The 24478-nt window shown below is 56.1% G+C and carries 21 protein-coding genes; 20 read left to right on the top strand and 1 reads right to left on the bottom strand.

The genetic code is table 11. The annotated features are described in order from the left end of the window. The first annotated feature begins 62 nt into the window (after positions 1 to 62). From QE435_RS03395 to QE435_RS03300, 20 genes are all read left to right on the top strand, one after another. Positions 63 to 746, top strand: a complete 684-nt coding sequence (locus QE435_RS03395) for a hypothetical protein (protein ID WP_349040258.1) — start codon at positions 63 to 65, stop codon at positions 744 to 746. Positions 747 to 947: 201 nt separating this feature from the next. Next, a complete protein-coding gene (locus QE435_RS03390; RefSeq protein ID WP_349040257.1) occupies positions 948 to 3272 on the top strand; it encodes an AAA family ATPase in 2325 nt (774 codons plus the stop codon). 14 nt (positions 3273 to 3286) lie between these two features. Then, positions 3287 to 4129 (top strand): hypothetical protein, encoded by an 843-nt coding sequence (locus tag QE435_RS03385; RefSeq protein ID WP_349040256.1) that lies wholly within the window; start codon positions 3287 to 3289, stop codon positions 4127 to 4129. A gap of 100 nt (positions 4130 to 4229) precedes the next feature. Continuing rightward, positions 4230 to 5642: an O-antigen ligase family protein gene (locus QE435_RS03380; protein ID WP_349040255.1), complete on the top strand. Its 1413-nt coding sequence runs from the start codon at positions 4230 to 4232 to the stop codon at positions 5640 to 5642. After that, positions 5642 to 6475 carry a metallophosphoesterase gene (locus QE435_RS03375; protein ID WP_349040254.1) on the top strand — a complete coding sequence of 278 codons (834 nt, stop codon included), beginning with the start codon at positions 5642 to 5644 and terminating at the stop codon, positions 6473 to 6475. The genes QE435_RS03380 and QE435_RS03375 overlap by 1 nt, the downstream gene beginning before the upstream one ends. 447 nt (positions 6476 to 6922) lie before the next feature. After that, entirely contained in the window at positions 6923 to 8350 is a 1428-nt protein-coding gene (locus QE435_RS03370) for a mannose-1-phosphate guanylyltransferase/mannose-6-phosphate isomerase (RefSeq protein ID WP_349040253.1), read from the top strand. A 42-nt stretch (positions 8351 to 8392) separates the two neighbouring features. Further along, entirely contained in the window at positions 8393 to 9352 is a 960-nt protein-coding gene (locus tag QE435_RS03365) for an endonuclease/exonuclease/phosphatase family protein (protein WP_349040252.1), read from the top strand. A 49-nt stretch (positions 9353 to 9401) separates the two neighbouring features. Next, positions 9402 to 10595, top strand: coding sequence for a glycosyltransferase (locus tag QE435_RS03360; protein WP_349040251.1), 1194 nt, complete (start codon positions 9402 to 9404; stop codon positions 10593 to 10595). Between the two features lie 7 nt (positions 10596 to 10602). Further along, positions 10603 to 11877 carry an oligosaccharide flippase family protein gene (locus QE435_RS03355; RefSeq protein ID WP_349040250.1) on the top strand — a complete coding sequence of 425 codons (1275 nt, stop codon included), beginning with the start codon at positions 10603 to 10605 and terminating at the stop codon, positions 11875 to 11877. Position 11878: 1 nt separating this feature from the next. Then, entirely contained in the window at positions 11879 to 12337 is a 459-nt protein-coding gene (locus QE435_RS03350) for a hypothetical protein (protein ID WP_349040249.1), read from the top strand. Next, the gene (locus QE435_RS03345; protein WP_349040248.1) at positions 12337 to 13347 is read left to right on the top strand and encodes a glycosyltransferase family 4 protein; all 1011 of its coding nucleotides are present in this window, start codon (positions 12337 to 12339) and stop codon (positions 13345 to 13347) included. Before QE435_RS03350 ends, QE435_RS03345 begins: the two co-directional genes overlap by 1 nt. Before the next feature lie 56 nt (positions 13348 to 13403). Continuing rightward, positions 13404 to 14402, top strand: coding sequence for a phosphoribosyltransferase family protein (locus tag QE435_RS03340; protein WP_349040247.1), 999 nt, complete (start codon positions 13404 to 13406; stop codon positions 14400 to 14402). Positions 14403 to 14407: 5 nt separating this feature from the next. Continuing rightward, on the top strand, positions 14408 to 15571 hold the full coding sequence (locus QE435_RS03335; protein ID WP_349040246.1) for a glycosyltransferase family 4 protein: 1164 nt from the start codon (positions 14408 to 14410) through the stop codon (positions 15569 to 15571). 119 nt (positions 15572 to 15690) lie between these two features. After that, positions 15691 to 16908 carry a glycosyltransferase gene (locus tag QE435_RS03330; protein ID WP_349040245.1) on the top strand — a complete coding sequence of 406 codons (1218 nt, stop codon included), beginning with the start codon at positions 15691 to 15693 and terminating at the stop codon, positions 16906 to 16908. 40 nt (positions 16909 to 16948) lie between these two features. Continuing rightward, on the top strand, positions 16949 to 18271 hold the full coding sequence (locus QE435_RS03325; RefSeq protein WP_349040244.1) for a right-handed parallel beta-helix repeat-containing protein: 1323 nt from the start codon (positions 16949 to 16951) through the stop codon (positions 18269 to 18271). Positions 18272 to 18330: 59 nt separating this feature from the next. Continuing rightward, entirely contained in the window at positions 18331 to 19626 is a 1296-nt protein-coding gene (locus QE435_RS03320) for a hypothetical protein (RefSeq protein ID WP_349040243.1), read from the top strand. 850 nt (positions 19627 to 20476) lie between these two features. Next, positions 20477 to 21319 carry an EAL domain-containing protein gene (locus tag QE435_RS03315; protein ID WP_349040242.1) on the top strand — a complete coding sequence of 281 codons (843 nt, stop codon included), beginning with the start codon at positions 20477 to 20479 and terminating at the stop codon, positions 21317 to 21319. After that, the gene (locus QE435_RS03310; RefSeq protein ID WP_349040241.1) at positions 21316 to 21789 is read left to right on the top strand and encodes a hypothetical protein; all 474 of its coding nucleotides are present in this window, start codon (positions 21316 to 21318) and stop codon (positions 21787 to 21789) included. Before QE435_RS03315 ends, QE435_RS03310 begins: the two co-directional genes overlap by 4 nt. A 205-nt stretch (positions 21790 to 21994) precedes the next feature. Beyond that, the gene (locus tag QE435_RS03305) at positions 21995 to 22156 is read left to right on the top strand and encodes a hypothetical protein (RefSeq protein WP_349040240.1); all 162 of its coding nucleotides are present in this window, start codon (positions 21995 to 21997) and stop codon (positions 22154 to 22156) included. Positions 22157 to 22331: 175 nt separating this feature from the next. After that, positions 22332 to 22793: a MucR family transcriptional regulator gene (locus QE435_RS03300; RefSeq protein ID WP_349040239.1), complete on the top strand. Its 462-nt coding sequence runs from the start codon at positions 22332 to 22334 to the stop codon at positions 22791 to 22793. Positions 22794 to 23507: 714 nt separating this feature from the next. On the opposite strand, the gene pcaQ is transcribed toward QE435_RS03300, so the two are convergent. Further along, positions 23508 to 24440: a pca operon transcription factor PcaQ gene (gene pcaQ, locus QE435_RS03295; protein WP_349040238.1), complete on the bottom strand. Its 933-nt coding sequence runs from the start codon at positions 24438 to 24440 to the stop codon at positions 23508 to 23510. Positions 24441 to 24478: the final 38 nt, after the last annotated feature.

Raw genomic sequence — 24478 nt, 5'->3', positions numbered from 1 at the left:
ACTCTAACAGAGAAGTGAGTTCCATAACTTGCCCCCATTGTCAGCTCATGGAGATCTTGGACATGAAACGTCTTTTGCTGTTGCTGGGAATATCTGCATCAGTCCTTACGCAGGCATTCTCTTTCCCTGCCGTTGCACAGAATGCTTCCACGGCGGTAAGTGGCGGGGCCTGCGGCGGATCATATAATCTGCCGGACAAGCTCCCTGGCCAGCAACTTTCGGATTTTAAGTCCAATCCGGAAGCGCTGCTGAAGAGCAATCCGGTTGGTGGGCTGCAATTGAGCGGTAAAGTCAAGGCGCTGACGGAGACGGACCCGTCAGCCGCAGTTGATGCGCTCCTCGAGATTGCACGCTCGGCAAATTCGACGCAAGCAGCGGCCATCGGATCAGGCTTGGGGCAGGCGGCCACGGCAATCATGGCGGTTGACAAGCTGTGCGGTGACGACATTGCGCGCAGGATTGCCAGCTCCGGCTTGAGTGACGTGCTGATTGGCTACAACATGGCGACGACCGAAACACTGATGCTGTCTGCCAGCGGCGTAGATGGTGGTGCTGGTGTCGGGGGGGGAGTTGGTGTCGGAGGGGGAGTTGGTGGCGTCGTGAACGGAAGCAGAGGTGCTCCTTCAGTCGGCGCGACAACAAGTGCGAGCGGCAGCTCAAGTCATACCAACACCGCAGATACGTTCAGTTTTTCGGGCTCGACCATTACCTGCTCGACATCGGTTAGTCCCCGGCGGACGTGCTGAGTATCTGCTGTCAAGTTGGGAGCCGTTGAGCCCCGCTGATACGGTACAAGAAGCATCCCGTCGATAGATATCGGATTCGAGAGTTTGTCAGGGACAGCCTGAAACTGAATCCTGAAAAATCAATGAAAACAAAGCAGTCGAGTGTGTGTCTCGCTTAATCGCTATTTGACAGACATGAGAGTGCTTTCACAAGGATCCGGCATGTCCGATCGCGCAGTAGACAATCGCCTTGAAACTATTCCGCCTAAAGAGAATCCAACAGGAGTACAAACAACAATTGACGTCGTCGGGCTCATAGCTGCTTTACGTCGACAAAAGATGGTCGTTGTCATCGCGACATGTTCAGTCCTCTTGCTCGGCGCGGTCTACTGCGTTTCAGCGGTGCCTCGTTACACGGCTACGAATGAGATTATTATCGATAGCCACAAGAACCTTTCGGACCTGACGGCAAGCCTGGCCGACGCGACGCTAGATACGGCTGCTATTGACAGCCAGGTCGAGGTTATCAAATCGGATAACGTCGCAGCGTTGGTGAGCCAAGAGTTGCAGCTTGATCAGAACGAGTTGTTTTTGAATGGCGGTGGTTTGTTGTCCGCCGTCAGAAGCACAATTTCGCATATCGTCAACTTCGGGTCATGGTTTGTCTCGCCGTCGGTCAACGAGGAGGAAAGGCGGCAGGCTGTCCGGGAGGCCATCATCGCAAAGCTTGAGAGCAATCTTGAGGTCAAGCGTGTTGCGCGAACCTATATTCTGACCGTCAGCTATACATCGCCCAATCCCAAGTTATCCGTCGATATCGCCAACGCCTACGCGGATGCCTACTTCACGGATCAATTGAATGCCCGCTATGAGCAGGTCAAGCGCGCCAGTGGCTGGCTTCGGGATCGCCTGACCGAACTCAAGTCAAGTTCAATTCAGGCCGATATGGCGATCCAGCAGTTCAAGGCGAAGCACGGGCTGGTGTCTTCAGGTGATGGCAAGTTTATCGGTGACCAACAGGTTACTGAACTGACCTCGCAACTGTCTGCTGCGCATGATCAAACCGCTAATGCCGAAGCCCGCCTGAAGCAGATTACGGATATTATTCAATCGGGTAGAACCGATGTCGCCGTCACGGATCAATTGGGCAGCGCTGTTATCAATGATCTGCGCACCAAATATCTCAAGGCAGCCAAGACGGCGCAGGAACTGACCAGCAAACTCGGCCCGACGCACTATCAAGTGGTCAGTCTTCATAAGGATATGGATGAGTACCAGCGGCTAATCTTCGTAGAGTTAAAGCGTATCGCGATGACCTATACTTCAGACCTTGAGGTCGCACGGACGCGCGAGAAAACGCTGAACGATTCAATGAACACCCTCGCGGGGGAGCAGACGTCGTCCAACGAGGTCATGGTGCAATTGCGTCAATTGATCCGGGAATCGGACAGCTACCAAAACCTGTATACGACATTCTTGCAGCGCTATCAGGATGCACTTCAGCAGCAATCGTTTCCAACGACAGAGGCGCGAACCATCACCAGCGCCACCCTGCCCAGCAAGCCAAGTTGGCCCAATATACCGTTTGTGATGGTCTGGTCGGGCTTGGTGGGTCTGATGCTTGGCGGTGGTCTGGCGGCATGGCGGGAATATAATGATCAAGGCTTCCGTACGCCCGATCAGGTGCGGGAGAGCACCGGACTTCATTTCATTGGCATGCTTGAGAAGCTGCCTAGCAAAAAAAATGAGCCCGAACAGTCAGAGAGCCCTGATGCCCGCCATGTGCTTATACGTGAGCCTATTATGCGGCACGTGCTTGAAATGCCTCTGTCAGGCTTTGCCGAAACGTTGCGGTCAGCGAAGGTCGAGGTCGATCTTCAGATCAATGCGGGGCGGAAAGTCATTGGCATCGTCTCTGTGATGCCCGGCGAAGGCAAGACAACAACGGCGAAGAACCTGGCAAGTCTCATTGCTTTGCAGGGCGCTCGTGTTCTCCTTATCGATGCGGACTTTCGTAATCCCGGAATGACGCGACGCATGGCTCCCCATGTTACGGCCGGGTTGATCGAGGTACTTCGGAGAGAACGGCCACTGGAGGAACTTTTGTTGCGGGAGCCGGAAAGCGGCCTCCTGTTCTTGCCAAGCGTCACGAAGAAACGGATTCTCGACAGTCAGGTTCTCCTTGCCTCAAATGAGATGGAGAAATTGCTCGAGGAAGCCGCTGCCAATTTTGATTATGTGATCGTTGATCTGCCGCCACTGGGACCCGTCATCGATGTCCGCGGGATCAGCCGCTTCTTCAATGCCTTCGTCTTCGTGGTCGAATGGGGCACCACGCCGCGCCGTGTCGTTCGGCGAGTGCTGGAAGAAAACAGAGATATCTACGAAAAAACCGTTGGCCTGATCTTCAACAGTGTCATCAGCGCACGGATGAAGAAATACAATTACGGTGAATCGCGCGGATACTATTACGGAAAGTATGCGTACTATTACACGGATAGCGGAACCGGTAAGGAGAGGGCGGGTGGCAAGAAAACGCGCTTGTGAGACGCTTTCTCTATTTGGTCCTGACGATCGGGGCCAGCAGCCTTCTCTTTCTGACGGCCGGCAACGTGCTGCTGGATATCTTGCCGACCAGTGATGTTCGCCGTCTCGGTCGCGCAGCTGAACTCGCAGCACTCAGTCGTCAGTCGGCTACCCAGCGGGCAGGGTTACTCGATGCCAACAGTTGGATAGACCCCAAGGTTCTGACAGAGGTGGCAGACTCGAAAGCGATGAAAGCCGCAGAAAGCAGCTGTCTGGACGAGGTGTCGCGTGGTGTATTGGCAGTCCGGCTGGGCGCGCTCGATCAGGCAATTTGGTCCGAAGCCAGGGATCGGGACATCCAAAGCCTTCTTGCTGCTGCAAATCGAGCTGTGAAACATCGGCTTCAATGCACGCCGACCGATGGCAACGCATGGATGCTTCTTGCCCAAATTCTGGTGCAGCAAGGCGGTGACATGGCGAGCCTCACTCGCTTGCTAGATCTTTCGTATTTTTACGCTCCAGCGGAAAAATGGATCATGATTCCTCGCTTGCGACTGGTGGGAACTTTGGTGGATACAGGGAGGATTTCTATTCCGCCACAGCACGGACTTGACATTGAGCGCGTCATCAGGCTGGGCGAACCTCGCGAGATCGCCTCGCTCTATAGTGAGGCTGGAGAAAGATCGCGACAGTTGATGCGAACCGTGATTGACCGGCAACGTCTCGATCGCCAGGTGCGGATCTTGAAGATCATTGATGCGCTCGGGGTTTCCTATCCTGTGCCTTTGAACTGTCGACCGCCGGTTTTGAACGGTCCACCGGGGGTGGAGCTTGATCTGAAGCGTCCGGCGGAACTCGTCGTCGCCTGTGCAGAATAGGGTTTACGGAATTATCAAAGATCCACACAGTCATCCGGCAGGGACGGAGTATCGGGCCAATGCGATGAGGAGAGCGGGGGCATGGCAGCAGCCGTTTTTCATGGGAATGCGTGCCGTCTTTTTTCTCGTCCTTGTCTTCCCGATGCTGACATTCGGTGCGGTGGATTTCGAACCGCTGGCCGTTATTACCATGGTGGTCGCGGTGAGCGCGGCGATCATGTGCTGGCGTCCGTTTCCATATCCGCGTTTGTCCTTCATTTCGGGGGTGGCGCTTGTCTGCCTCGTCGTTCTCGCGTTGACCCAATATGGGCAATCGTTACGGCTCCTCGACAACCCGTGGGAGCATCCCGCCTGGAGTTATATCAGGTCGCTTGTCGGACCGGTCGAGGGGGCCCTGTCCGTGACACCGGAGCAGACCAAAGCTGATATCATCGTATGGTCACCGCTCCTGACTTTTGTCGTGGCGCTTCATCTCTTCAACTGTAGAGGCGAGGCCTTCCTGCTCCTGTCGATATTGTCGTATCTCGTAGCGGCGATGGCAGCGATCAGTCTTTGCCAGTTCCTGCTTGCCCCTATGACGGTCGGGTTTGAGACGAAAACCGCCTATATCGGCAGTCTTACCGGCTTTTACATCAACAGGAATTCCGCTGGCACCTATTTTGGCATCGGTATCGTTATCAATGCCGGTTTGCTGGGTTTCTACTTGCAGAGTAGTAGCCTCAGGGCCCTTGCCAGCAAGGTCTTGAACCCCGGTCGCCTGACCAATGTGGAAAAAGCGACGTTTTATATGATAGTTGGTCTGCTCATGGACGTATTGGCGCTCGCGGCTACCCAGTCGCGTGGTGCAACGGCGTCGGTCTTCATCGGGCTGATCTGTCTCGTGTGGCTCCTCAATGGAGGGAAGAGGCGCCGTCGCCGTTCCGCCCCGAGATCAATTCCTCGAGGGTGGCGTTTGGCGCTCATCGTCAGTTTGATGTCGACAGCGACAGTGGTTGTTGCACAAGAAGCGATCTACCGCATGGGGGCTCAATCGGTCGATCAGGCACGGCTGTGCACATTTTCATCGACGGCGCAGGCGGTGCGAGACAATTGGCCGCTTGGCTCCGGTTTCGGCAGTTTCCCGGATGTGTTCCCCGCCTATCGCTCACCGCAATGTTCCGGTATCGAGGGAGTCTGGGATGCTGCCCATAACTCTTACCTTGAGGGAGCGCTTGGGATGGGCATCGTTTTCGTCGTCGTTTTAGGGGTCGCGCTGACAGCGCTCGGATGGGCGCTTGTGACAGGCTTGCTCGAGCGGTCCCGCTACCGCTTCGCGCCGGTCATTGGCCTGACAAGCCTTCTCGTTGTCGCCTTGCATTCACTCGTAGATTTCTCCCTGCAAATCCCCGGAAACGCGCTCCTTCTTGCAGCCCTTCTTGCTGGCTGCGTGACGATCTCACTGGGAGAAAGACCATCGTTCGATCCGATTGCGGATACGGCAATGCAGCGCAGGCCGGCGGCAGATCAATCCTGATGCGAAAGTTGGTTGATTTCTTCGTGAAGCTCCTGCCTGTGCGGGAAGAGGTGACAATCGCGCGCCCCGCTGCAAGAGTTCCCGATGGTGTGCGTGTGTACGTGATCGGCGATGTCCATGGTCGCGCGGACCTGCTTGCGCAAACCTTTGCCAAAATCGATGCCAATGAGGCCGCACACCCCTTCAAGCGTAATGTCACGGTGCTTCTAGGGGACTATGTTGATCGCGGTTTGCGGTCCCGCGAGGTCATTGATCAGTTGATCGAACGGCAGATGACACGGCGTGTGGTGACGCTGCGTGGCAATCATGATGACAGCATGCTGCGTGCGCTGAACGATATGGACATCGCACTGCGGTGGCTGGCTGCGGGAGGCCGCGAAACACTCCATGCCTACGGTATTACTGTTCCCGTCAATATCGACCGTGATAACGTTCATACCGTGATGGCTCTGGCCGTGAAGCAAATTCCCGCCGAACATAAAAGCTTTCTCGAAAGGCTCCGCCTCTACGTAACGATCGGTGACTACGCCTTTGTTCACGCAGGCATCCGACCAGGAATCGCACTTGAAAACCAATCAGCGGTGGATCTTATGTCGATCCGGCAACCTTTTCTCGACTGTGTCCTGCCGCATGATTTCATCATCGTGCATGGGCACACGCCGGTCACTAGCCCGGTTTTCAGGTCGAACCGGATCAATGTCGATACGGGCGCCTATATTACCGGGAATCTCACCTGTCTGGTTTTGGAAGAGGACAGGCAGTTTATTTTAGAACCCCGGAATGAAACTTGCCAAACTGTGCCGGGAAAAATCAGATGCGGCACAGAGAGCTGAGAGCATCGCACTGCTTCTTTATCGCTGGGCGACACGGTGGCTCCCTAAGCCGGTATTGTTACCCGATCACAGGCCCGACGGGCATCACCCGGGTATAACGCTGAGAAACGTCGCGTTATGAATCGAAAAGATCGCGACAGCGTCAAGTACGCCCCCCACGCGTTTTTTGCGATGTTAGCATTGCGACTGGTCTCTGCGGTATGCCCTGCCTTGCTTCCGGCTAGATCAAAATCACGGTCTCGAGAACGGCGCTCTCCTCGATTGGCTTGCAGGCAGCCTATGTCCCGTTGGTTATTTACTGTGTGCTTTGTTCAGTGAAACGAAGTCAGACGAAGTCGATGCCCAACCGCCTATCTGACGAGGCACCGCCTGCGCCCGCTTCGTCTCAAACAAACGCTGTTCCGTAGCGCCTACGGGCACGCAGAGCTTCAATCCAAAGGATGGAATATGACAGGTAAGATTGTCCCTGTGATCATGGCAGGGGGCAAAGGCACGCGGTTGTGGCCGTTGTCACGTGCCACGGCAGCCAAGCAGTTTTTGACATTGATTGGCGACGAGACACTTTTTCAGTCCACTCTCTCGCGCGTAGCCGACAAAACTGTCTATGAGGCACCCTTGGTGGTGACCAATGAAGACTTCCGGTTTCTGGTCGCCGAGCAGGCGCGCGCCAAGGATATGGCGCTGTCTGGTATCGTTCTGGAACCTCTGGCGCGCAACACCGCGCCCGCCTTGGCCGCGGCAGCGCGTATTGTCGCGGATAGGTTTGGTGAAGACACCATGCTGTTTGTGCTGCCGTCGGACCATGCGATCACGATGGATGACAATTACCAAGCCGCCACCTCTGCCGCTTTGAGGGCGGCCGCGAAGGGAGAGCTGGTGACCTTCGGCATCACGCCGTTAGAGCCGGCAACAGGCTATGGCTATATCGAACTGGGCGGTCAGCTGGAGAAGGGCGCCTATGCGGTTGGTCGGTTTGTGGAGAAACCGAATGCCGAGACCGCCCAGGCGCTGATCGATACCGGCAATTATTACTGGAACTCAGGCATGTTCCTGTTTTCGGCAGCCGCAATTATCGCTGAATTGGAGCTTTATTCGCCTGACGTTGTGACGGCTGTGGATCGTGCGGTTGCGGAGGCAACGCTGGACGCTGATTTTATTCGGCTTGATCGCGATGCATTTGCGCAAGCACCTTCGATTTCGATCGACTACGCGGTGATGGAAAAGACCGCCAATGCCGCCGTTGTCCCGTCCTCCATCCAATGGTCGGATCTGGGAAGTTGGGATGCGGTCTGGAAAATCGGAGAAGTGGACGGCGACGGTAACGTGGTGCAGGGCAATGTCACTGTACGCAACACCACAAACTCGCTGGTAATTTCCCGCAATGCCCATATGGCCGTGCAGGGCATGGATGGCGTGGCCGTGATCGCCTCGGAGGATGCGGTTTTGGTGGGGCGTCTGGACAATGCGCAGGATGTGGGCAATCTGGTGAAGTTACTGGCCGCCGACCGGAAAACGGCAAGCCTGACCGAAACACATCCAACATCGCTGCGTCCCTGGGGTGGGTATACGTCGATCCTTAACGGTGATCGCTTCCAGGTGAAGCGCTTGTTCGTTCATCCCGCCAAGAAGTTGTCCTTGCAAAAGCACCATCATCGGGCGGAGCACTGGATCTGCGTGAAGGGAACGGCGGAGGTCACCATCGGCGATCAGGTCACCATCTTGCACGAGAACCAGTCCATCTACATCCCCCAGGGAGCCGTGCACCGGCTTGGCAATCCGGGTAAAATTCTGCTGGAAATGATCGAGATCCAGACTGGGTCTTATCTGGGCGAGGACGACATTGTCCGCCTTGTCGATGAATTCGGCAGGACCTGATCGGGGAGCTGGGAAGCAGCCCGATACTGGACGCAAAACCTCATGAGAAACATACTCTTCCACATTTGTGCGACTCTGCTGGGTCTGGCGCTGGCTGTTTTCGCCCTGCGATATACCACTGACCTATGGGCGCCGGCTGTCGTTTTCTCCCTCCAGCTGCATGCCGGTGTCGCAATGATGCTGTTGGCGCTGTTTTGTCTCGCTTTGCGACCCGGTGCAGTCTCGATGGCTATGTTGTGCGCAACCCTATTGGTTGTTTGCCATGCTGTTCTGATGATTTGGAATTCGCTGCCGCCGACATTCTCGACCGAGACCACCAGCACGCGAAGCCTGCGAGTGCTGTCCTTTAACGTCCTGGGCGAAAATCTTGAAAACGGTGGTGCGATCGCCGACTACATCCTGCAATCGGGGGCAGACATCGTCTATGTCATGGAAGCTGCCCCGGTCGGCTTACATCTGGATCGCCTGTCAAAAATCTTCCCGTATCGCATCGGCTGCGGAGACCATACGAGCACATGCGATCTGCTGCTGTTGTCAAAATATCCGCTGGAGACGGTTTATGTCGGCAATCTCAGTGATTTGCGCAAGGATCGGTTTGCAACGGCCCAAATTCATCTGGGCAGCGTCACGCTGTCTCTGGCCGCAGCGCATCTGAGCAAACCTTATTTTGACAAATACCATACAGATGAGCTGGCGGGACTTGGTGAAGTCCTTAGTAAGATCGACGGTCCTTTGGTGCTCGCGGGTGATTTCAACGCGGCAACCATAGCCCCCGACATGCAAGGCCTTTTGAAGCGCACTGGATTGACGACGGCTGGCTTGGAGCCAGCGACGTGGCCGACCGGCGCAGGAATTCTGGGCGTTCCCATCGACCATATTTTCATTCGTATGCCAGTGATGGCGCAAAAATTGTCCCGCATCCCGTCGAGTTTTGGTTCCAACCATTACGGGTTGATCGCAGACCTCACCGTTCCGAGCGGCGGCCTCTCGCCCGGACTCTGACCGGCTCTGCCCCTTCATTCAACACGACCTTTTGGAAGGCGTTCTCACCATGAAAAATGGGAACTTGAAGGCACCCCCGTTGCCGGTGGTGATCCTGTCTACGGCTGATATTGATGCGCCGATCTGGACCAATAAACAGCATATTGCGGCGCGCCTCGTGGCCGAGCGTGAGGTCCATTATATTGAATCCCTTGGTCTGCGGGCACCGGGATTGAGCGTCAAGGATCTGCGCCGGATCCTGGCGCGGATTTCGATAATCCTTTGGAAAAGGCGCGATCCTCCAAACATCAACGCATCTGGCAAGCGCCGTGAAGGCGTCGAGGCGTTACATAGACATCTGCCCATGGTTATCCCGTTTCACGCCTTTGCGCCGGTGCGTGCGTTCAATCGGTGGATGATCAAGCGCCGTATCCAGCCGCACTTGCCGGAGCGCTATGCGCTTTGGAGCTTCTCACCCCTCACCTACGGGCTGGAGGAACGGGCGGAGATGGTCGTGTATCATTCGGTCGACCTGTTGCACACGATTGACGGCATCCCGCGCAAAGCGTTGCTTCAAGCAGAGCGTCGGCTGGTTACGCGGGCCGATGTGCTGGTTGCATCAAGTACAGGTGTCGCAAACCATCTGCGGGCCCTCCATGCGAACCCGATGGTGTGGGAAAATGTCGCCGACATCGATCTGTTTCAGGGGCTGCGCGCACCGGCATCGGATCGTGAGCGGCGCGCTATTTTCGTCGGCAACCTCACACCCAGCAAAATCGACTTCGCAATATTCGAGGCCATCATCGCCAAGGGAGTACGGCTTGCGCTGGCAGGACCGTTCAGCATTGATGGTACGAAACGTGACCCCGCGCTTGCCCGGCTGCTGGCCTCGCCACATGTCACCTATCTTGGCACGCTGAACCAGCAGGAAATGGCGGTAGAAATTGGCAAGAGCTGGGTCGGGATCATCCCCTATCACCTCAATCAATACACAACGGGCGTGTTTCCAATGAAGGTCTACGAGTATCTGGCTGCTGGTTTGCCGGTTGTCGCAACGGCTTTGCCAAGCATATCGGGCCTTGCGATCCCCGGGGTCACGATCGCCTCACCACAAGAGTTTGCCGAGGTCGTTGCTCGTGCTTGTACAGGCGAATACGCTCCCCCGCCGGGTGATTTCAGCAAAAACAGCTGGGATGCGCGCCTTGAACAGATCCGGACATTACTCGATTCCGGCCGACAACAGGCCGTGGAAGCTGCGCTTTAGGATGTCGATGCGCTATGTTCGCGACGCGCTACCGCTTATGCGCAGTCTCATTGCTTATGCGGCGATGCCGGCAGCAGGGATAATCACGGCCCCAATCTTGGCGCACGCCCTGGGCGCCACCGGGCGAGGGCAGTTAGCGGGTATTCTTCAGCCCATGACCCTGGCCGCTGCCGTGGCAGCGCTCGGTGTACCCTCTGCCGTTACTTATTTCATCGGCCGGCAGTCTCCACCAGGCAAGGTCATTCGGTTGGCGGTGGTCATAGCACTGATCATGACTTTTCTCGTAGGTTTGGCGTTGTTCTGGTACTCTGCGAGAATTGCCGAGCAACTCGATATAAGCCGTACTTTCTTGCTGCTGATTTGGGCGGCGTTCTTGCCGAGTGCCTTGATCGCCATACGACGTGGGCACATTCAGGGGTTGCGGCGATATGGTGCGCTTGATCTTGAGCGGATGCTGGGGTCAGGTTTGCGCGTGGGCGCCATCGTCCTGCTCTGGATAATCGGCGTGAAATCCGTGATCGCATTTGCCGCCATCTATATGATTGCCGGACTCAGCGCTTCGGCGGTGCTTCGGCTTCCGGGGAATGCGAATGCCGCAAACACATTGAGACGCCAAAGCGGCAACATAATCCCGGAATTTACAAGCGCGTCTTTTTTCTCATACGCGATACTGTCCGCCTTCGGGACGATTGCGGCTACAGTGTCAGCCCGCCTCGATCAGGCGATCATGCCTGCAATTGTCGCGACCAATGACCTGGGATACTATTCTGTTGCCGTCACCGTTGCAGAAGTGCCTGGAATTATTACGGCAGTGCTTACACGCAACGTACTGGCCGAAGTGGCTGGCGGCATCCACAGACAATCGGTGCTTCGCTCGATACTGGTCGGCGGATTTGCGCAGGTGGCCTTGACCATCGTAATCCTCGTAATCCTTCCCTATGCCGTTCCTATTGTGTTCGGTGGGGATTTTGCGCCTGCTGTGGCATTAATCCGGATTCTGCTGCTGGGTACCTTTATCGGTTACTGGGCCAATGTCGTCGCCGCGTATCTCGGTGGACTGGGCAGGCCCGGCTACAATTCTTTGGGGCAGGCCGCCGCCGCGTTCACGACGATCATTCTGTTTTGGGCTGCCTGGCAGCGAATGGACGCTGCGACAGCTGCATGGATCAGCGTCTGGTCGCAGGCCGCTGCACTCGCGACGGCGCTTGTTCTGGTTACTCGGCTAAGTCCGCGCGGACAAAGCCGGAATGTTTCAAACCCAAATGCGGAAGACGCAAACTAATATGCTTCTCACAGAACCGGCTCGTCTCTGGCTCCTGTCCACGCGGTACCATCGCGAAGGTAAACGCCGAAAGGCACGGCTGATTAAAGCCTATCTTTTCCTTTTTTTTCGTGCCGCTCTCCCGCCGGAAGCGGTACTTGCGGGGCTTCCATCTCTTGGTCATTTTGCGATGAATATCGTTGTTCATCCCAACGTATCCCTGGGTCGCGATGTGAGGCTGTGGCATTGCGTTACGCTGTCAGTCAGCGATTCCCCCGGGACCAAATCGCGATTGACCATCGGCGACAGAGTAGAGATCGGCACGGGTGCGGTGATCATCGCCCCCCTGCGCAGCAGCATGTCCATTTGCAACGATGTCAGGATTGGGGCGAACTCGGTTGTGACCCGTTCGATTACACAGCCTGGCACCTATGCCGGCGCCCCCGCGGTGCGCGTCATACCACGCGAAAAGGTTGAATAATGCGTATCCTCTTCGTCACGCTTGAGGTCTTCGGCGGCGCGAAAAAAGGCGGCGGTGAACGCTATGTAACGGAACTGGCCCGTGCTGCGCGAAACCGGGGGTTGACTGTCGATGTCGTTGTTGTGCGGTCCTTGCGCGAATTTGCAGAACTTGGCGATCTCGATGAGCCGGCGCATGCTATTTCTCTACGCCGTTTTTTCGACTTGGCGTATCGATGTGACATTGTCCATGTTCACCAGCTCAACACGCCTGGTTTTGACTATGCAGCGCTGATGGCCAAGTTGCTGCGCAAACCGCTGGTCTTGACCGACCATGGCGGAGGCGCGCTCGCCCCTGGCCGGGCTCTGGGACGCTTGCGGCTGCGTCTCATCGATGCCGCAGGCTATGTGAGCGCCTGGAGCAGGCAGGACCTGGATCCAACGGGTATTATCAAACAGAATGTGATCATTATGGGCGGTGGCGATCATTTGCCAGACGCAGATCCACTTGAGCAGTGCTATGACTTTGGCTTCATTGGCCGCTTGGTGCCTCATAAGGGCGCCCATATCGCGGTTGAGGCTCTACCCGTAGGACGTCGTTTGGTTTTGGCGGGGCAACCTAGAGACCAAGCCTATTTCGCTTCTCTGAAACAACTGGCGCGCAACAAGGATGTCACCTTCGTTTCGGACGCGACTGATGAAGTTGTCGCCAGTCTCCATAAGTCCATAGGGTTTCTTCTCGTCCCCTCCGTCGAGCATTATCAGCGCCGTGATTTTTCCCGCCCTGAACTTTTGGGTCTTGTCGCGCTAGAGGCGCTGGCGGCCGGGACGCCTGTCATCGGCTCGGATGTCGGTGGGCTTGGGGAACTTCTCAAAATGGCAGGCCAAATCACTGTTCAGCCGGGCGATGTTCCTGAATGGCATCAGGCCCTTTTAAAGGCAGCGGGCAGTCGTTTTCCATCTGTGACCAGTTCCGCCTTCACATGGGATGCCGTCGCGGGGAAATGCATCGAACTCTATAGATCTCTTTAGATCGAATTTTGTACTGCGCATCGTTGATCGTGTGTGCTTAGCTGAGGGGCAATTGAGTGCAACTGAAGACCTATAACGATTTACAGAAGGATATTGTCGGGAATTTATGGAAGATCCCGAATGATGTTGATTTAATTGTCGGTATTCCTCGCAGTGGCATTCTGGCAGCGAGTTTCATTGCGCTTTCGCTGAACCTGCCTCTCGTCGATCTCGATGGATTTTGTGCGGGCCGCGTGTTTGAAACAGGGACGACACGGCGGCGGGGAAATGCGTCGAAGCACTATCGTCGTGCTCTCATTGTCGACGATAGTAGCCGCACTGGAGAAGCGTTGGCCAAGGCGGTTGAAAAGCTGGACACCACAAGCGTCGACTTGCCGCCCATCACCACCTGCGTGGTTTACGGAACATCGTCTATTCGGGGCCGTGTCGATGTAGTGATGGAAATCATTGATAAGCCGCGGATTTTTGAGTGGAATGTGTTGCATCATCCGGGGATTTTGAAAGACGCATGCCTCGATATTGATGGCGTTCTTTGCCATGATCCCAGTTACGCAGAAAATGATGACGGACCGGCTTACCTCGATTTTCTAAAGCAAGCCCGCCCGCTTTACCTGCCGAGCCATCCGATCAAGGCGCTCGTGACTAGCCGTTTGGAGAAATACCGTCCGGAAACGGAGGAATGGTTGCGGCGCCACGGCGTTGTCTACGAGCAATTGATCATGCTCGATCTTCCAAGCGCCGCAGAGCGACGCCAGGCGGGCGTGCATGGATCGCACAAGGCGGCCTATTATCGGACGAGTTCGGCAAGGCTGTTCGTCGAGAGCGAACTGCATCAAGCCAATGAAATTGCGAGAATGAGCGGCAAACCTGTTCTATCCATTGAAGGGCCGAGGCTATGTTTGCCGAACAGCTTTTCTCCTCAGGCCCTGAAGCAACGGATCACAAATGTGCGTCTTTTGGCGCGGTGGTTGCGTGGCTGTATTGGCGACAAATGGGTTGATCGTCTTCGCGTTGTTTATATGCGGCTGTCGCGCGCTAAATCCAAAAAGCTGTAATCCCGATGAAACTTTTGTTTGTGTCGAGATCGACACCATTTCATCGACTTGGCGGCATGGAAATACTGTCCTGGGCTCTTGCCAAGGCCATCGTTCTACGCGGGCATCAGGTTGAATTTCTGACCACCGGCATAACGGGCTTTCTTCCGGGCGCATCTGTTGATGGTATTACCGTCCATGCACTGGATTGCGCAGCAGGGCGCTATTCAAAAGCCTGGTGGAGCAAGTCACGTTCTGTCTTTCTGGACCAATATGCCGACAACGTCGATCTGGTGATGGGCGTTGGGGGAGGCGCGCATGGCGTTCTGGATGCCAAAATAAGAGGAAAATGTCGGACGCCGGTCATCTTGCAGTCGCATGGCACGCCTTGGGGGGAAATTGTCTCGAAGCTGGCCGTCCGGTCGCCCATTTCCTGGGCGGGGGCAGCCCGGAACATTCCCTATCTGGTGCGGGACTGGCGGCTTGGACACTATTCCGGGATCGTCTCTATCGGTCCTGCCGTCGATGAGGCACTCCGGCGCAAACCCATGTCGAAGCTTGTGCACCACACGCCCGTCACCATGATTGAGAATGGTGTGAACGAAGGGGAGCTGAGATTTGACCCGGCAGCTCGCAGCCGCCTTCGGCAGAGATTGGGCATAGGTCCGTCCACGGCGATAGTTGTTTCCCTAAGCCGCGTGATCTTGCAAAAGGGGGTTCGTGAGTCACTGGTTGGCTTTGCGCGCCTTGTGTCGAAACGCCCGGATGTTGCCTATCTGATCGCGGGGGAGGGCGATGCGCAACCTATGCTCCGAGCCTTGGCAAAAGACTTGAACATTGCCGACAAGGTGCATTTCATCGGACCGGTCTCTCGTGCCGATGTTCCAACGGTTTTAAGCGCCGCAGACGTTTTCCTGTTCACGTCGCTGAGACAGGAAGGTCTGGCGATTGCACCGCTTGAGGCGGCAGCGTCCGGCTTGCCCGCCGTTCTGTCCAGCCACCTGAGGCTTCCGGAACTCGTGGCCAGATATGCGCCACCAACAGAACCGGACGCCGTGGCTGATGCGCTCCAAGCCACATTGGATAGTGCGCCACCTCGCAACACAACTCTTTTGCCCAAGCGTTATTCTCTTGAGCACGCGACCACCCGATACCTTCAGCTTTTTGAAGAGACCATTTCACGCCGCTGACATCCGTCGCGCGCGCGTAGACAGGTTGCTCCTCCCACTCCTTATCACCGTCCGCGCACCTGTTGCGACACGTCGCTGACGGCTGCCCAAACACCGTAACATTACGACACCCGTCATCTTTGAACCTTGATCTCACGCTGGTCACACCAATGGCGCGAGCGGGCGCGGCCGTGCGCACGTGCCGCCATGATTTTCCCACCTGCCCAATTTTCCCCGAGCCACCCCCATTGATGAAGGTTAAAATCGTGCGACATCTCGACGTAGTATTGGCCCATGACTATCTCACCCAGCGTGGCGGAGCGGAACGGGTCACCGTGGAACTCGCGCGGGCGCTCAACCCGCGTTATTTGATAACCGCGATTTACTCCCCGGAAGATGCATTCCCGGAAATGAACCGGATTTCGATACAATCGACCGCGTTGAGCAGAGTGAAGTTGTTCCGCCGAGATTCTCGTCTGGCGCTGCCATTGCTTGCTTCTACATGGAATTTTATCAGGCCCGTGCGTGCGGATGCCGTGGTGTGCAGTTCATCTGGTTGGGCGCACGCGTTGCGGACTGCGGGGGCAACCCGAAAGATCGTCTATTGCCACAACCCGGCACGATGGCTTTATCAGGCGGATGATTATCTACTGGATCGCCCATGGCCAGTGCGGGTGGCGTTGGGCCTCTTGCGAGCGGGTCTGTTGAAATGGGATCGCAAGGCGGCGGCCTCCGCGGATGTCTATATCGCGAATTCCACCTCGGTTGCAGAGCGCATTCGGCAAGTTTACGGCCGCGAAGCCCGCGTGGTTTTCCCGCCGGTTTCGGTTGATCCAACCTTGCCGGCAGAGCCAGTTCCGACGCTCGCGGGTAAAACCTTTTTCCTCATGGTGGGACGGTCACGTGGATACAAGGGAGCGCAGCCGTTGGTGGAGGCGTTCAGGGGTATGCCCGAGCACGTGCTTGCCGTTGCCGGTGGCGGCAAGATTCTGGATGCGCCTGCCAATGTTGTGTCGACCGGTTACGTCAGCGAGGCGAAGTTGCGTTGGCTCTATGCCAATGCGCGGGCGTTGATCTCGGTGTCACGAGAAGACTTTGGATTGACGCCAATTGAAGCGAACGCGTTCGGCACGCCGGTTCTGCTCTTACGGGCAGGTGGATTTCTCGATTCGACGGATGAAGGCACGAGCGGTCTTTTCATCGACGACGCGACACCAGAGGCGATCCGCAGTGCTGTGCGTGCTTTCCCGGACACATGGGATACCGACGCCATCAAGCGTCATGCCGAGAAATTCAGCCCTCATCGGTTTCACGAGGCCATCCGTCGCATCGTTGCGGAAACATGCAAAGCCGGGTGAAATGATCGCGGCTCCAGGTACGGACTGAAGGGGAGGAACTATGCGCCGAAGACGTCTGCTGAAAGCCTCACTACTGTTCGCTACAGGCTGTGCCGCGTGGCCGGTTAGCGATGTTCACGCCGCCATCGAAAGAGAAATCTATGACGTTAGCGATTTCGGCGCAAAGGGTGATGGACGCAATGATGATACCGATGCGATCCGGACCGCAATGGCACGGGCGGCGGCATCCAGAAGACCCGCGACTGTCCATTTCCCCAAAGGCCGATATATCTTCAGCACCCTGGAAGAGCAGTTTGACGACATCGAGTTCAGCGGCGATGGGGCGGTCCTTGTATCGACATTGCCAGTCGGCACTCCTCAGCCGGCAATCTGGTTGCACGCCAGGAAGCTTTGGATCCACGATCTATCGCTTGATTATACCGATGCGATTGATGTGCGCCGACCCGGCGTCGTCGAGAGCCGCAAGCCCAACGCCTACGGTTTGCGCCTTGGCGGCGCGCGTGATCCGCATTTGTGGAATGCAGAGCTGGTCCGGGTCGAACGCGTTCAGGTCACCAATGCGCGGGGCGGCGGAATCCAGGTCTCCTATGCCAGTAACGTTACGGTTCGCGGCTGCCGCATACGCCAGGTTTTGGGCAACGGATTGGGTTTTGACGGTTGCGTGGCCAATGTTCTTGCCGAAGACAATGACATTGCCCTGACGGGTGACGATTTGCTGGTTATTGTCACGGACTTCCGTGTTCCCAACGGCACGCGAGACGTGATCTTTCGCCGTAACACTGTGGCGAAAGGCTACGCCAAGGGCATTGCTTCCAGCGGAGTTCACGGCATGGTCATCGAGGAAAACACCGTGAGTGACACGTTCGCGGGCGGAATTGTGGTGTTTTCCGATAGCTATTATCGGCTGGGGCGATCGATAGACGTGACTGTCAGCGGCAACACCGTTAAGGCGGCAGGCCGCTTCTTTGGCGAAGGACAGTTTCGTAGAGAGGCATCACCCGTTGGCAACTCGATTTATGTTGCCGGTGGATCGGCAAACGTGGCCATTCGCGGCAACACGCTCATCGGATCGGTGCGCGACGGCATCGTCGTGACGACAATTAAAGGCCTGTCGATCGTCAAAAACAATGTGCTCGACCATCCGGGAGTGGGCATATTGGTTGGTGATCCAAGCGATATAGACACGAAGCGGGTCAGTCATTTTCAAATCGCATTCAATTCCGTCCGGGACAATCGTGATGGCATCATCGTCGGATCGGCAACAGACGGCACAATCACGGACAACGTGATCACGCTGGCTCCCCCGGGTAGGGGGCAAGCACTTGTTGTGGCTAACAGCAGCGCAGTCATCGTCCTGAAGTGAACGATTGGCACATGATTGCCGTGGAATGCATCTTCCACAACTGCTCATAAAGGTGAAATTTGGATACGCTGAACCAAATTCTATTCATCGGGATCTGCTTTTTTATCCTGTTGCGCTTCTACTGGTTGGCCTTGCGGAACACGCCATGGAAAGGCTTGCTGTCTGCGCTGGCATGTATTTTATATATATTTTGCTTGTATGGCTCGGCCTTGATGCAAGTAGCAGGTCTCAGCAGCACGAAGCTTCTGGGACCCCATATTCTGCCGCCTGCCCAGGCCTATGAGCTGGGTGGACTGGCAGGCAAATGGGCGATCGAATTATGTGTGATTTTGCTGGGTGAGGTTATGGCCGGGTTTCTCGTGCCACAGCGTAACCCCGCCATTTCTCAACGCTCCTTTTCCAGAGCGTCTGGCGAATTCAATTTTGTTATGCGCAACGCCGCCCTTGCGTTGATCGTAGTCGGTTCCATTTCAACACTGGCGTTTCATTCCGACCTGTCCAGCCGTGCGGATGGAGGGCAGGGGGTGGTGACCATTCTCAAGACCTGCCTGGCGGTGGGGTTGTGCGTGTTTGCCTTCCATAACTTCTTCAATCAGAGGATTTATTATCTGGTCAGTGCTTGCGGGATGATCCTGCTGGTCACGGGGGCGGTCAGAAGTCCGGTTCTCTCCGTGGCCCTGGCGTTTTTCGCGGGCAAGATTGCGCGCGGAGAAGTCACTGCGGCTATGCTGATGCGATACGCCGTTTACGGGCTTGTGCTTGCGGTTGTAGGCGGGGCCATGTCGAACTTCCGGGGCGACGTTGTTTCAGGAAGGGGGGCTGATCTTTATACCGCGTTTGCGGAGTCGATCGAAAACCCTTTTACCGCCGTATATGGCGGAGGTATCGATACGCTTGATGGCTATCGCCTGGCACAATTTGTCCAGCCTAACGAACCGGCTCGTCCTGGGAATATTCTTGTGGCCATCACGACTTTTGTCCCTCGCGCTCTCTGGCCCGACAAGCCACAGGATCTGAGCCTCGACATCACCAACCGGTATCTACGGTGGGACCAAGGGGGTATTTTCCTGTCTTTGGTCGGTTACCTCTCTATCGCATTCGGCGGTTACATTCAGGCACTGCTTGCACTTTTCATATTGATGACCGGATTGTGCGGACTATACCGAAAGGTGTTTGCAACCTTTTACGGATTTATAGTTCTGCTGATGACCTTCCGCCTATTCCTGGGCGGGTCTCCATTCGATATCTATTTCTGCCTAGTATACCTGCTCATTTACACTCTCGCTCAAATCCCCTTCAAGCTGATTTGGGTTGGTTATTCTCGGAAAACGTACTCAGATGGTTGGCCTGTATAACGTTATGGCGCTCCGTCTCTTAACCAAACCGTTAAGGACAGCGCGAGGTTAAGGAGGTCGATAGGCACGCAGGTGATCTCGGCCATTCCACCGGTTCGCGTGCCGATCGAGCGAAGATGCTCAAGGGTGAGCCAACAGCTTGATCACCTCCAGGGAAGTGCCTTCTTCCGCTATTCATAAAGGCGCTGGAAAGTTTTGCCGCCATTGCTCCGGCCGAAGCACGAGCCGGTACGATATGCGCCACTGCGCCTTCTGAACATGATCGGTGTACGCCGCGACGATCTCAGGGGCGGAGCCTACGAGACGTCGTCAGCGCGTGAATGCCCATACGCCTCTTAACACCTGTAATGGGCAATTTCGGCTCCGACCCTCTGACTGGCCGAAAGCGACGCGGATGCCACCGTCTTACCCTTAAGACCGCCAGCAACACCAAAGAGGAGTTTCCCATGCGAGAGCCCATGCTGAATGAACTATCGTCGATCCGACCTGTCTGCATGCAGAGGAGCGGTGAAATTCGTGATCTTCTTTTCCGTGGTCAGATTTTCGCTCGGAGGCAGGTCGCATGAGACGACTTCCACGATCCTTTGATGTGGTCATCGATAATCTCTCTCACGTCGCGGCCGCATATTCTGATGGCGTAGCCGCGCGGGTACAGCACGAAATCTGGAGACGCCTCTCCAACATTTTTAAAACGGAGGACTGGGAGGTATCCGAGAGCCCTTCGGGTGTAAAAATTTCTTCTCGTGCCAGCGACGCGATAGCATATCCCCGGGCAGAACTTGTGGAGGCAGCGCTTGTCGCAGCCGCGCGACGCCCGGTTACGATCAAGACTCAACAGATCGTACCGAGTTTGAGCGCTCATTTTGGAGAGACCGAGAAGATCGCTCCGCTTGTCGAACTCGACCCTGGACAATACCGGATGGATATGTGTGCCGCAGCGCTCGCCTATGATGCGTTGAATGTCGGTGAGATGCGTTTTGCCGAGCAGGCCGTTGTGGGTGGAGAACGCTACGACCGACCGCTTTACCACGAGTGCCTTGCCCGACTGTTGGATCCAGACGGTGCCGTCGTTCTTCCCGGAACCTATATCGCCGCCCTGGAACGCCTCGGATTGACGCGGGTCTTTGACTGGTATGTCGTTCGGGAGACCATCCGCCAGCTCGAGTATCGGCACGATGTTGCGATGGGCTGCAATGTTTCGGCGCTCTCTGCTGTGGATGACATTTGGTGGACATCCGCTTTTGCTCAATTGCGCCGACGACCAGATATTGCCAAACGGCTTGTCATCGAAATTACCGAAAATGCAACACTCCCAAGCGTGACGGATGCCATGGCCTTTATTTCGGCCGTCCAGGGAGCCGGTGCGCGTGTCGCTCTCGATGATTTCGGTGTGGGTCACCTTTGCCCCGATTTTGCTGGCGAAGCCAACGCCGACATCGTCAAAATCGATGGGTCATATGTGCGCAACCGGCTTTCCAACGACGATGGGCAGGATCGGCTCCGGGATTTGGTAAGCCTCGTCGGCAAGTTCGCGCCGATCGTTGTGGTCGAGGGTATAGAGATCGCCGATGACCTGCACGCGGCGAAGGCAGCCGGTGCGAAATATTTTCAAGGCTATTACTTTCAGGCACCGGTATTTCCCGATCGTTTGGTCAATCGGTCTCATACGATAGAACGGGAGGAGGTCCGTTGACAGGCGAAGAGAGCAAGCCGCTTGGCTGGATGTTGGTAAAGGGCAAGGTTCAAATACGTGCCGGAGAAACCCTGGCGAGTCTCTCGATGGACAGTGCGCAGGCAGGATACGGGCGGACTAGCGCTCTACTTGCCCGGCTGGCCAGATTCCGGCCTCTCGATGACCGGCCGGAGCATGCCTGGGCACATGCTCATATCTGTGATCAGAAAATTCAACGAATTGTTAGCGATCCGTCGTTCGGCTTCGGCACGGACGATGTTCGGACCATTATGTCGAGCTACCAAGCGGGTTTGATCGCAGGGCTTGACGGTCTGAGCTTTTCCTTTGACGATCGGATGCACGCACCATTTAGCCGCGACGAACTTCGTGACGTCAGCGCGATGGGTTTTCGCCATGGAGATGCCATACGGCAATGGTGGGCTAGCTACACGGCGTTGGTAACGGCCTATTTCGATGGAAGGTTGGTATGAAGAAAACCTCCAAGACTGCTCAATCTGAAGACACTCTCCCGCTTTTATTCATACCAGCACGTTGAATATCGCCTCGATCGTTTTGCATTCGTTTTGATTTTGCGAAGTGTGGTGCTGGTTTTCTTACTATGGTTGGCACTGCTCGTGACACTTGCAATCGCTGCACGACAGCTTTTGCGTTGTCAGCTTTCCATTCTGGGACCGGATGCGAAGGGCTGCCGCGAAACGTGGCACGGTCTATATCGCCTCGCTGCAGCATGACTGGGCAGTCAAGCCACAAGCTCAACTGAGCTACGCCATCGCCAATCTCCATTATCAGATCGTGGACGGCACGAGCGTCACTGTTTCTGACACCGATCGTTCATAACAGCATAGACCGCTTCTCCGGCAGCCGTAGCCTCGGCGCGTCTTACACGTGCGGGAAATGACAAGTGCTCGCTTTACGCAGACGCGTCTGCCAAGGCCTGCCTGATCAATCCTGCCGACAATTATTCCTGCAAAACAACAGAAGAGGTTAAGATCAAGTGTTGAAGAAGCCAGCCGTGACCAAAATCCTGACAAACCAGATTGAAACCGCTCTTCAACCGTCAGGCGTGACGACGAGTCTTCCCTCCGTTGAAGCGACCGCGAAGATTGTCAGCGCCTGGGTGAAGAAGAACCACATACCGGCCGCGGCGCTGCCCGGGCTGATAACTGTCGTGTCGAGCAGCCTTCGGAAGGCGGCTTCAGGCAGCCCCACAGATGTCACCGCTTCCACTCGCGCACCAGCTGTTCCGCGCCATCAATCGGTTACAGATGAATGGATTATCTGCCTGGAAGACGGGCTCAAATTTAAATCCTTGAAAAGGCATCTGCGGCGTAAGTACGGCCTTACTCCTGATGAATATCGCTCAAAGTGGGGGCTACCCTCGTCCTACCCCATGGTGGCACCAGCCTATTCTCGCCGCCGCTCTGCACTGACCCAGCGGTTAATATGGAACAAGAAAGCAGATGGGACACAGTAAACGAGGACCGACGAATTGAAAAAGCGTGGAATATCAGGACCGCGCTAAGCGTTTGGGAGAAGCCAAACCGCCAAAAATTTAAGACCGGGCATGGATCAATTCCAGCATCTGCAATCCGTCACAGGGTGCCTTCTCTCTGCACAATTTGGTCGCTGTCGGGCAAGTGGCGTTCACGTTGCCGTGCAGCAGAACCGGAGGGATGCCAATGTGGTTATCAAGTTCTTCGGAGAAAACCGCCGGGCAGCAGGAGCGTCGTATGGTCGTAGGATGTCGGGAGCAGTAACTTCGACTTGATAGTGACGGTGGTGGTTTGGGGCTTTATAATGTTGCTGAGAATGGTCGCGTCGAGCAGATAATCCATTAAAGCTCGATCTCTCGACCTTCTTCGCGTGAACGTGAGATTTCGAGTTCTGCTCCAACGAGGGACGACCGGAGCAGGGCCGTAAGAATGCCGCCTCTTTTAGGGGGCTTTCCGGCTAGCGTTTCGCTTCGAATTTCCGTGGTTTCACGCCTCGGAAACCAGAAATTCGAAAGCAATATTCGTATGATAGGCCCTACGGGAGGCATTTGCAAAAAGCTCCTCGGCGTAAGCCTCGAGGAGCTTTTTGCGTTTGTCCTCTGTCGATCTGAGCGGATGCAACGCGCTCGCAGATGCTCGTCCAATGACTACCCGCTTCAGGCGGGTTGGTCTCACGCAGGTGGCGGCGCTTCAGATCATGGCGTCCTCGCGATAGCGGAAGCCTTGCGGATAGCGTCGATCATCAGGGCGAGCGAGGTGGACGCTGCTGTATCCGTCCGCATTGTCAGCCCCACGGGGCCGCTTGTGTCGGAGGTGTCGAAGGGTAGAACCGCAAGCGCCCCCGCCTCGACATCGCCGACGACCACACCCTCTGAAATGATCCAGACGGCATCGCTCATGCGGACATAGGCGCGTCCGAAGGAATCTGAGACCGTTTCGATCTGCGTCCGCGGCATAACCACGCCTTGCGAGATCAAAAATTGGTCGACGATCGGCCGGATCACCGAATTGCGGGTCGGCATCAACATTGGGTAGTTTGAGAGCTCGGTGAAGAGATCAGCCTTGTTAGACAGCAATCCATGGTCAGGGCGAACAACGAAAACTACCCTTTCCGAATAGAGGTGTTCGAAGCTGAGCCCCGTCATTTTTTCGGGAGCGGCAAGCCGGCCAACGACGAGATCGAGATCGCCCTGCCGCAATTGCTCCAGCAGGATTGCGTTTTCTCCAGTGACAATCTTGACGGGCGCCTGCGTTACGTCACCGAGAAAGCGCGTCATGGCGTCCGGCATGATGCGCGCCGATACCGTCGGCAGTGCGCCGATGCGCACTGGCGGATCGGTCTGCGCCGCTTCCCGCGAGACAGCGTCGACCGCTTGGCGAAGGGCGGTCATCGTGGCACTCGCATGTCGCAGGAAGATGTCGCCAAGCCGCGTAGGGCGAATTCCGCGGCCTTCGCGTTCGAAGAGCGCGATACCCAGCACATCCTCCAATTCTCTCACCGTTTTGGTGACGGCCGGCTGGCTGATATGAAGTGAGTCTGCTGCCCGCATGACGCTCTTTTGCCGCGCCACCTCGACAAAGGCTTGCAGATGCCGGAGCTTGATACGTGGATCGAGGAGAGAAGCCATAACCACCAAGTTATGAGAGGTGTTGAAAATCTCATTTT

The sequence above is a fragment of the Agrobacterium sp. SORGH_AS 787 genome, assembly GCF_030819035.1.
Taxonomy (GTDB): domain Bacteria; phylum Pseudomonadota; class Alphaproteobacteria; order Rhizobiales; family Rhizobiaceae; genus Agrobacterium; species Agrobacterium larrymoorei_B.
The sequence above is the reverse complement of the archived record's forward strand: the minus strand, read 5'-3'. Positions and strand labels throughout refer to the sequence as shown.